The organism is Candidatus Symbiothrix dinenymphae (assembly GCF_001431085.1).
This window is the reverse complement of record NZ_BBRU01000180.1, coordinates 1-695: the sequence shown is the minus strand read 5'-3', so window position 1 is coordinate 695 and position 695 is coordinate 1. Positions and strand designations below refer to the sequence as shown.

General features: G+C 47.1%; 1 pseudogene. It reads left to right on the top strand.

Features of this window, described 5'->3' with window-relative positions:
- Positions 1 to 150: 150 nt before the first annotated feature.
- Positions 151 to 695 (top strand): annotated as a pseudogene (locus ASC50_RS02645) (1,4-beta-xylanase); the annotation flags it as partial.

The window sequence follows — 695 nt, the reverse complement described above, 5'->3', positions numbered from 1 at the left end:
TTGGGAAAAATCTTTGCTGATGTATTTCAATGCCCGCGAAGGCTGGCGCGGCGGTGCAGAGCGGATAGGGGCGGTCAAGTTAGATTTGAATGGTGAGGCACCTGCTGTGAAGTTGGAGAAACCATTTAATAACAAATAATAATTATCATCATGAAAAAAGGCATCATATTTTTTATCGCAAGTATAATGCTTGTCGGCTGTGCCGGGCATCCCAAAGTCCGTGAAGTATGGACACAAGAACAAGCCAACGAATGGTACAAACAATGGGGTTGGCTTCGGGGTTGTGATTTTATCCCCGGTACCGCTATCAATCAGTTGGAGATGTGGCAGGCAGAAACATTCGACCCCGCAACCATCGACAGGGAACTCGGCTGGGCGGCAGGCATCGGCATGAATTGTATGCGTGTATATCTGCATCATGTAGCTTGGGAAGTCGATAAAGACGGTTTCAAAGCCCGTGTCAGACAATATTTGGATATTGCTTCCAAACACGGCATATCCACCATCTTTGTCATTTTCGATGACTGTTGGCTGCCGACCTATCAAGCAGGAAAGCAGCCCGAACCGAAACCCGGTGTACATAATTCCGGATGGCTACGTGACCCGGGGGATTTACTTTTTCAGGATACTGCCTTGATTGCCGGACTTGAAGTCTATGTAAAAGACATCCTTGCGACCTTTAAAAAGGATAAACG